This is a genomic window from Microcoleus sp. w2-18bC1, from assembly GCF_036700365.1.
GTDB lineage: Bacteria > Cyanobacteriota > Cyanobacteriia > Cyanobacteriales > Microcoleaceae > Microcoleus.
The window spans coordinates 1-8,821 of sequence record NZ_JAUBOS010000113.1 but is presented as its reverse complement, the minus strand read 5'-3'; the positions used below and the strand labels follow the sequence as shown (position 1 = coordinate 8,821).

Sequence of the window (8,821 nt, the reverse complement as noted above, 5' to 3'; positions counted from 1 at the left end):
GCACTTTACTATTGAGCGCGCGATCAAATAACCCAGGCCACGTAACACGCGGGCGATATATTCAGCAAGCCCTATTTCATTCTTACTCCAGTGCTCCAGCACTTTTGAGCAATTTGACCACACTGGAATAACCCTTAAACTCAGCCAGCATTAAAGCTGTATAATTTCCCGGATTTTTGTGGTTTAGTTCTGAACCAGCCTCAATTAAAATCTTTACTGCATCAGGATAACCCCGATGTGCAGCCCACATTAAAGCGGTTGCGCCCGAATCATCCAGCAAGTTGACATCGGCACCTTTTTCGACTAATAATTGGACGATCGCCACATAACCGCGATCGCACGCCTTCATTAAAGCCGTTTTCCCCAAATCCGCCGGGACATTGGGATCAGCACCGCCGTCAAGCAAAGCCTTCACAGTCTCGGTATGTCCGTGAAACGCAGCAAGCGTCAAAGCCGTCTCCCCAAAGTTTTTCGCATTCAGAAACTCATCCCGATTTGAGTTTACTTTTTGCAGCAAAGCCGATACGATCGCACTATGGCCGTGAACAGCCGCCACCAGTAAAGGCGTATCGCCCAACCGATTTCTAGCACCGACACTAGCACCTCGGTTTAAGAGCAATTCCACTACATCTTCGCAGCCTTCCACCACCGCAAAATTCAAAGCAGTTTCATCATCTTTATCCTTAGCGTTGATATCGGCGCCACCATCGAGTAAGATATGGGCGATCGCCGCATTTCCACCAGCAGCAGCCGCCATCAAAGCCGTGCCCCCATCTCCATTTTTCACATTCGCATTAGCACCCGCACCAAGCAAAGTTTGCACCACATCAGTATTGCCGGCATCCGCAGCCAAAGTTAAAGCAGTTTCGCCGTTTTTGTCGGGAATTTCGACATCAGCACCCGCAGCCAACAGCGCCTCGACAACAGCCAAATTTCCCGCCGTCGCAGCCAGCATCAAAGCAGTTTTGCTCTCTAGATTTTTAACATTAGCATCCGTCCCACAATTGAGCAAAATTCGCACAATTTCAGCGCTTCCTTGACGGACAGCTAAAAACAGCATAGAATTGTCAGCAACAGCACCCGCATCCACCAAAGCTTTAACAACAGCTTGATGACCGGATAAAGCAGCCATTTTCAAAGCTGAATCTCCATCTTTATCACGCACATTTACATCAGCATTAGCATCAAGTAACATCTGCACAACATTGATATCACCCTTGAGAGAAGCCGCCATCAAAGCTGTACTTCCATCATCATTTTTAGCATTAACATCAGCACCCGCAGCCAGCAACAGCCGCACAGAGTCAGCCTGTTTGTGAGCCGCCGCCAGCATCAAAGCCGTTAGCCCAAAACGCCTGCTCACCTGGTTGACATTAGCGTCATTGTTTAGTAGAGTACGCACGATTTCTGTATAGCCCTTTTGGGCAGCAAACATCAAAGCCGTCGTCCCCTCAGAGTCTTTGGCGTTAGCGTCAACTCCCTTAGCGAGTAAAGCTTGGACGTGAATAATGTTGCCAGTCTTGGCGGCTTGAATCAATACAGCGTCTTGTTTAGTGGCAGGCATAATAGTCTCTCATACCGTATATTTTTACCGTCGCACGAGACGGCCTGACTGGTATGCTAAGTTTTATGAAGTATGTTTGCTAATCCTCAGAACACTATGAATCTCGAAATTCCTCAGTCAGTGAAAGTTTGGAGCCAATTCTTCCACCCAGTTTTAATGTGGGTACTGCTGGCCATCTCATTTTATGCTTTGTATCTCGGCTTGCAAATCCGCCGTACCAGAAGTGCGGAAGGCGAAGTCAAAAAAGAGTTAATTAAGGGTAAATTCAACATCAAGCATCACCAGATGGGTTCTTTGCTGCTAGCCTTGATGGTAACGGGTGCAGTCGGCGGAATGGCCGTCACCTACATCAACAACGGCAAGCTATTTGTCGGGCCGCACTTGCTAGCAGGGTTGGGAATGATGTCAATAATTGCGATCGCAGCATCGCTGACTCCTTTGATGCAAAAAGGCAATGATTGGGCGAGAAACGCTCACATCTTTCTGAATGTTGTGCTCTTGGGGCTGTTTGGCTGGCAAGCGGTATCAGGCGTGGAAATCCTGCAAAGAATTATCAGCAAAATGTGATAATTTGGGTAAGATTGCTAATTGCTAATTGCTTTAGGGCGATTAGTGATTAGCAATTAAATTGTGATAACTTTTAGTTGTTTAATAGCCAAGCTTTCCTTGGGATGATATAATAGGCTAAAGTTAAACTGAGCGAACAAATTATAAGATTAATCAGGGAGCTTTTTGAAATCAAAAGAATTAAAGCCATGCTAGAAAACCTGATCAAATACTTTGTCTACGCAACAAAAGGCTATATTACAAAAACGCAGTTAATCAAGTTTTTGTATTTGGCCGATCTTTATGCGGTCAAATGGACAGACAAGCAGCTTACTGATTTAGATTGGCGTTATTATCACTATGGGCCTTGGAACGAAGGCATAGACGCTGCTTTAAATCAAATGAATGGCAAAGAGATTGTTCAAGAATCTCAGGGAGAAAGTATATTCATCAGACTTGGTGAGGGAGCTGGTAATGTGGATGATTTAAAGTTACCTTTAGGTCTGAAGCTAATGCTTGACAACATCAGGAGAGAATGGGTCGGGGCAGGAGAGGATAAACTGAATCAGTTACTAGAATATGTCTATAGCACTGCTCCCATGCTTGAGGTTAAATATAGCCACGAACCAGAGGAACAGGTGAGACTTAATCTGTACAAAGAAAGAGAAAAGTTAATGAGTGAATTGGGGTGAGCGAGTGGCTGGACAAAAACCGCGTCAAGGTTGGATTTATTTTATCAATCCCTATAGAGTATCTCTTCGTTGCAAACTCGGTCATGATCATATTTATGAGATAAATGAACCAGGGGAGATTGAGTGCAAGACAATTTCTTGCACTCAGGTGATTAATTCGAGTCGGGTTTTTCGGGGAGAGCATCCTTATATCGTTTGGACAAGTGACCAATTTCAAGATGAATCTAAATACATCCAAACTTTGACGCTGATTCCGTTGACTTCACAAGAAACCTATAAAGGTTTGCCAACTGTATATCCGATTAATTCTACAAGCACAAATAGTCTTCCTAATAATTCCTTTGCTTTAGTGCATCAGATATGTACTGTTGATGCTAACTGTTTTAAAGATTCGCAAGGGGATTGGCTTAAGCGACTTGCACAACTGGATAAAGCAGATAAGGAAGCTATAGAGGAACGTTTAAAGTATTTTTTTAATCTTGGGGATAATCCGAGTGAAGATTGGTTTATTAAAAATGCGTCTATAGAACTTTTGCAGAAAGTGTTTAATCTTCTACCGGATGAAACCACAAAAAGTATGGCTATAGAAAAACTGATCGACGATTTGCGATCGTAGTCAATGAGTAGTAATATATCGTAGGGATCAAGAAGGTTTTTTCAGTGGACTTGAGCACTCTCGCTATATCCTGTTAACCTTCTCGATCGCCCAAACGGCATCTTAGCCCCATCTAACAAAAATCAAAAAAGGCGGCACCCAGATTTGAACTGGGGGTGGAGGTTTTGCAGACCTCTGCCTTACCACTTGGCTATGCCGCCGTCACGTCGGAAATTTGACGTTTTCTTATAGTACACCAAATCTCGAAAATTTTAACATACCGGTCAAAAATTTCGTAAAGCGCAGCTATCCCGTAGGGAATCGCCCTTTTTTCCCATATCCCCAAAACCCATCCGAGGCTATTCTAGAACTACATCGATCGCCCGCAACACCAGCCATGACAACAGTTTCTCCCCTACTCGTCGCCCAAATCACCGACACTCACTTGTTTGCAGAGATCGATCGAGAATGGAAAGGCCTCTCAACAACCCGCACCCTCCAAGCAGTTCTCGATCGCGTGCAACAGATACAGCCACCGCCCGACTTACTCCTACTCACAGGCGACTTGTCCCAAGACGAAACACCCGAATCCTACCAGCGCCTCGTCTCCCTCATCGCCCCCCTCGGAATACCCGCCTACTGGATACCTGGGAACCACGACAACATCCCAGTCATGGCAGAAATCTTAAATCAGTCGCCTCTTTCCCCAGAAAAATCATGGATGCTAGGAAACTGGCAATTTCTATTACTTTCGAGTGTGGAAGCCGGATGCGACGGCGGGCGGCTTTCCCCAGAAAGCTTGCATTGGCTGGAGTCTCAACTGCAACAAACCGGCGATCGACCTGTTATCATTGCCTTACACCATCATCCTTTGCCGATCGACTCTGAAATAATGGATGGAATGATGCTGCACAATGCCGATGAATTTTTGGCAATTGTCGATCGATATCCTCAAATCAAAATAGTCCTCTGCGGCCACATTCACCAAGAATTTCAACAACAGCGGGGCTCAGTTACCTACTTGGGGACACCCAGCACCTGCATCCAACTTTTACCCAAAAGCCATCCTATTATACTTGACGAAATCCCGCCGGGATTTAGATTGCTTGAATTGGCGATCGACGGTACTTGGAACACCAGAGTTGAGCGAGTTGCTGCAAAGTCGCCACCAAATTAATATTTTTTAGTCTGCCTAAATTTATTATCAAATTTACATTCTGTTGTCAATACATCAACAGATAGATTGTTTTTAGCAGCCCCATCTTTTATGATATTTATTAACCATAGATTGCAGACATACGTAAACTAGCGAGCTACGAACATAAATGTCGATCGCAATTTAAAAAAAACAGGAAAAACTAAATATATGTCTCAACTCAATGGCGTGATGATGCAGTATTTCCACTGGTACAGCCCCGACGACGGCAGCCTGTGGAATCAGCTAGCGAAATCGGCAAAAGATTTAGCCAAAATAGGCGTTACATCGCTGTGGTTGCCGCCAGCCTATAAAGGAACCGGCGGCGGTATGGATGTGGGTTACGGCGTCTACGACTTATTCGATTTAGGCGAGTTCGACCAAAAAGGGTCGGTACGCACTAAATACGGCACAAAAGATGAATATTTGGCCGCGATTAAAGCTGCCCAAGATGCAGGAATTCGGATTTATGCCGATGTTGTCTTTAACCACAAATTAGGTGCCGATGCAGAAGAAGAAGCCGAAGCCACGCCCTTCCATCCCGACAACCGGAATGACACCGTAGGCGAATATCAAAAAATCAAAGCTTGGACGCATTTTACCTTCCCCGGACGCGACCAAAAATATTCTAGTATGGAGTGGCATTGGTGGCATTTTGACGCCATTGATTACAACGTTTACAACACAGAAACCCATGCCGTTTACTTGCTAAAAGGCAAAGAATTCGATCGAGGAGTAGACTTAGAAAAAGGTAATTTTGACTACCTCATGGGTTGCGATTTAGATATGGACAACCCAGAAGTCAGCGGGGAGTTGAAATACTGGGGTGAGTGGTATGTCGATACAACAAACGTTGACGGCTTTCGCTTCGATGCCGTCAAACACGTTAAAGCAGAATTTTTCCAAGAATGGTTGGAACACGTTCGCCACTATGCCCAACGCGACCTATTTGCCGTCGGTGAATATTGGTCTTACGAAGTGGAAGCTTTGCACTACTTCATCCAAGCAACGGATGGTAAAGTCTCCTTATTTGACGCACCCCTCCATTACAACTTCCACGCTGCTAGCAAAGCCGGCAATAGCTACGACTTGCGAACAATTTTTGATAACACCCTCGTCCAACAGCAACCAACCCTCGCCGTTACCTTGGTTGACAACCATGATTCTCAACCATTACAATCCCTAGAATCTGTTGTCGAGGCTTGGTTTAAACCTCTTGCCTACGCTTTAATCTTGCTACGAAGCGAAGGATATCCGTGCATTTTTTACCCGGACTATTATGGCGCCAACTATAAGGATACAGCAAACGATGGCAACGAATACGAGATTTGGTTAGATAAACATCAGTTTATTCTCGATAAATTCTTGTTAGCGCGCCAAACTTATTCCTACGGCAATCAGTACGATTACTTCGACCACGCCAACACTATTGGCTGGACGCGACTCGGAGATGAAGAACATCCGGGCGGCATGGCTGTGGTACTCAGTAACGGAGGCGATGGCACTAAGTTTATGGAAGTCGGACAACCGAATCGAACTTATATTGACATCACCGAACACATCAAAGAATCAATCACAACTAATGACGATGGTTGGGCTGATTTTAGGTGTAACGCCGGTTCTGTTTCGGTCTGGGTGCCACAGCCGTAAGGACTACGTTAAAATTGACGTAATCCTCTGCCTAAAGTAGGGTGTGCAGTGCACACCTTACCGCTATAATTATTACCTTAAACCATTTTTAACTTGCATGATTTTGATGAAAGAAACTTGTTTGTAGTGAGGACTAAACTCCTCTCTCTAGTATTATTTTTATGCTATGCGATCGCCCAAAAAAATATTTATCTAAAAAAATATGAAACTTTCAGAAAAAGTTGCAGTTATTACCGGCGGTGGGTCGGGAATTGGTCATGCAGCAGCAATTTTAATGGCCAAGGAAGGCGCCAAAGTTGCTATTATCGATCACATTTTGGAAACGGGGCAAGAAACCGTCCGGCAGTTGGTCAATGAAGGAGGCTGCGGGCTGGCTATTGCCGCAGATGTTGGGGATTCTCAGCAAATGCAACAAGCTTTTCAAACAATTTTTGACAAATATCAAAGAATTGATATTGTGTTTGCAAATGCTGGTATTAACGGTGTATGGTCGCCGATAGAGGAGATAGAACCCGATGAGTGGGATCGGACAATTAATACCAACCTCAGAGGAACATTTTTGACTGTTAAGTATGCTATTCCTCATCTGAAAAAACAAGGAGGTTCGATTGTCATTACATCATCAATTAATGGCACCAGAAGTTTCAGGAAAGTTGGTGCCACGGCCTACGCTTGTTCAAAAGCTGCCCAAGTAGCCTTTGCAAAAATGCTGGCGCTAGAACTCGCAGCCTGCCAAATTAGAGTCAATGTGATCTGTCCGGGCGGGGTGCTAACTGCCATTGAGGAAAGCACTGTTAAGCGCCATCTCGATCGCATTCCAGTCCCGCCTGATTCCATTCAAGACATGATTCCTTTGACGGATAATACGGCAGGTTCTAGCGAAGAAGTCGCTCAATTAGTGTTATTTCTGGTATCACATTCCTCCAGCTTCATCACAGGTACTGAAGTCTGGATTGATGGTGGCGGTTCTTTGATTTAAAATCTCTATAGCAGCAATTTAAAGAATCTTGCTACCAATTACCCATCTTCAATCTAAAATCTAAAATCGATTGACTGACTATCAAGCAATTTGGTCACAAGCCCCTGGATTTATCACTAGGCTCAATTCTTCAATCTAAAATCTAAAATCTAAAATCTAAAATCGATACTAGGCTCAATTATTCAATCTAAAATCTAAAATCTAAAATCTAAAATCGATTGACTCTCCTTTGTTTAACAGCACTTTGCAATGTCTGGGGCAGCCACTTATCGTACTGAGGATAAACAGGCAAACGCTGCACGATTTGCCATCCCGATGCTGCTAAAATTTCTGTTAAAGTTTGGTGTTGCAGGTGAGGATAATCGGGATTAACTTCATCCCGCGGCCCAATTCCTCCTAAATCTCTAGCACCTGCTTCTAAACAAGCCAGCAATATCTCTGGCTGTGCAACTAAATTCGGGGGAATTTGCAGCCTGATTTCAAATGGTAAAATACTGCGGGCGATCGCAATTACTTCGGGCATTTTTGTAGCATCAAAAACTTCACCCTCCCAACTTTGCTGATTTCCCGGACTGTGTGGCTGGAGGATAACTTCTTGAATGTGATTGTAACGCGAATGAATCCGGGCGATCGCCTCTAATGTCTCCACGCAATCGGCCGAACTTTCCCCAATTCCCAGCAGCAAACCAGTTGTAAACGGAATCTTCAATTCCCCAGCCCATTCTAACTGTTGCAGCCGCAACGCCGGCACTTTACTCGGTGCGTGTCGGTGAACCGTTTGTAACAAATGTGGGGCAAGCTGTTCTAGCATCAGCCCCATCGATACATTTACCTCTTTTAACAGTGCCATCTCCTCAAAGCTGAGCGGCCCCACATTAGTATGCGGCAAAAATCCCAGAGCAAGTGCTAGTTCGCACAAATCGTAAATCCGCTGCAACCAAGCTTTTCGGCGTTGACTGTGAGGATGTACCTCGCCGCTGAGGATGAGAATTTCAATTACACCTTGACTTTGCAGCAAGTTGAGCTGTTTTTCGGCTTCTGCGAGTGTTAGCCAAGGACTTTGCAGCGGTTCTGCCCGAAAATTGCAATAAGTGCAGCGGTTATAACACTCGTAAGTGGGAACCAGAGTATAAGCAGGGCTGTAGGTGACGGTGCGGGACATTCCTTGGGACTTTTATCGATCGGACTTACGCAACAACATATATCTGTGCAGTGCGAGTTTTGCGGTTGGCGATCGCCACCCTTCATCTATCTTAACACTGACGCCCGTCCCGAATCTCGTTGCCCCGGTAGATTATGAGTATTCTTCCTTTGTGGGCGATCGTCCACTAATTCCGCATTCAGCTTTTCAACTCCTTATATAGCAAGCCTTCTGGCTTTTAAAAATCATAATTTATGACACATATAAGAAAAACTGTTCTTAAAAGGCCTTTACAAACTGAAATAAAAGCTTTATGTTTATTTACATGGCGGAACACAAAGCCGTCACGAACATTGAAAACCAAATAAAGCAATCATAAACAAATGACAACAACCTTACAGCAGCGCGAAAGCGCCAACGTCTGGGAACGCTTTTGTGAGTGGGTAACATCAACCGACA

8 protein-coding genes and 1 tRNA gene are annotated in these 8,821 nt (G+C 44.7%); 6 read left to right on the top strand and 3 right to left on the bottom strand.

Annotation, left to right across the window (positions count from 1 at the left end; all coding sequences use genetic code 11):
* Positions 1-82 precede the first annotated feature (82 nt).
* Complete coding sequence (locus QT979_RS28025; protein WP_333215780.1) at positions 83-1,564, bottom strand: ankyrin repeat domain-containing protein; 1,482 nt, start codon at positions 1,562-1,564, stop codon at positions 83-85.
* A gap of 96 nt (positions 1,565-1,660) precedes the next feature.
* Here QT979_RS28025 and QT979_RS28020 point away from each other — a divergent pair, with 96 nt between their 5' ends.
* The 3 genes from QT979_RS28020 to QT979_RS28010 all read left to right on the top strand — a co-directional run bounded on the left by QT979_RS28020 (position 1,661) and on the right by QT979_RS28010 (position 3,418).
* Positions 1,661-2,131 carry a DUF4079 domain-containing protein gene (locus QT979_RS28020; protein ID WP_333150537.1) on the top strand — a complete coding sequence of 157 codons (471 nt, stop codon included), beginning with the start codon at positions 1,661-1,663 and terminating at the stop codon, positions 2,129-2,131.
* 188 nt (positions 2,132-2,319) lie between these two features.
* Positions 2,320-2,802 (top strand): type II toxin-antitoxin system antitoxin SocA domain-containing protein, encoded by a 483-nt coding sequence (locus QT979_RS28015; RefSeq protein WP_333215778.1) that lies wholly within the window; start codon positions 2,320-2,322, stop codon positions 2,800-2,802.
* A 4-nt stretch (positions 2,803-2,806) separates the two neighbouring features.
* Positions 2,807-3,418: a type II toxin-antitoxin system PemK/MazF family toxin gene (locus QT979_RS28010; protein ID WP_333215776.1), complete on the top strand. Its 612-nt coding sequence runs from the start codon at positions 2,807-2,809 to the stop codon at positions 3,416-3,418.
* Between the two features lie 129 nt (positions 3,419-3,547).
* Here the strand turns inward: QT979_RS28010 and QT979_RS28005 are convergent.
* Positions 3,548-3,618 (bottom strand) — tRNA-Cys (locus tag QT979_RS28005).
* 176 nt (positions 3,619-3,794) lie between these two features.
* Here QT979_RS28005 and cpdA point away from each other — a divergent pair.
* From cpdA to QT979_RS27990, 3 genes are all read left to right on the top strand, one after another.
* The gene (gene cpdA, locus QT979_RS28000) at positions 3,795-4,574 is read left to right on the top strand and encodes a 3',5'-cyclic-AMP phosphodiesterase (RefSeq protein ID WP_333312295.1); all 780 of its coding nucleotides are present in this window, start codon (positions 3,795-3,797) and stop codon (positions 4,572-4,574) included.
* Positions 4,575-4,763: 189 nt separating this feature from the next.
* Complete coding sequence (locus QT979_RS27995) at positions 4,764-6,242, top strand: alpha-amylase (protein ID WP_333150529.1); 1,479 nt, start codon at positions 4,764-4,766, stop codon at positions 6,240-6,242.
* A gap of 202 nt (positions 6,243-6,444) precedes the next feature.
* Complete coding sequence (locus QT979_RS27990) at positions 6,445-7,221, top strand: SDR family NAD(P)-dependent oxidoreductase (protein ID WP_333150527.1); 777 nt, start codon at positions 6,445-6,447, stop codon at positions 7,219-7,221.
* A 208-nt stretch (positions 7,222-7,429) separates the two neighbouring features.
* Here the strand turns inward: QT979_RS27990 and cofG are convergent, their stop codons facing one another.
* On the bottom strand, positions 7,430-8,383 hold the full coding sequence (cofG, locus tag QT979_RS27985; protein WP_333215772.1) for a 7,8-didemethyl-8-hydroxy-5-deazariboflavin synthase subunit CofG: 954 nt from the start codon (positions 8,381-8,383) through the stop codon (positions 7,430-7,432).
* Positions 8,384-8,821 lie beyond the last annotated feature (438 nt).